The following is a 208-nucleotide window of genomic DNA, read 5'->3' on the forward strand; positions in this document are numbered from 1 at the left end:
CGGCGGCCTTGCGGGTGCGGCGGCGCGGCGCGGCCTCGGCGGCCTCCGCCGTGTCGGGGGCCTCGGCGGCGGCGGCCGTCTTGCGCGTCCGCCGGGGCTTCGCCTCGACGGTGTCGACGGCGGCCTCCGCCTTCTTGGCGGCGGCCTTCCGCGTCCTGCGCGGCTTGGCCTCCTCGGCCTCGGACTCCGGGGCCGTCTGCGCCGGGAT

Annotated in this window: 1 protein-coding gene; it reads right to left on the reverse strand. The window is 81.2% G+C overall.

Going from position 1 to position 208, the window contains the following annotated elements:
- On the reverse strand, positions 1–208 hold a 208-nt coding region (locus BU52_RS32660), incomplete at both ends, for a hypothetical protein (RefSeq protein WP_037941510.1).

The sequence above is a fragment of the Streptomyces toyocaensis genome (assembly GCF_000725125.1).
In the GTDB taxonomy this organism is placed as follows: domain Bacteria; phylum Actinomycetota; class Actinomycetes; order Streptomycetales; family Streptomycetaceae; genus Streptomyces; species Streptomyces toyocaensis.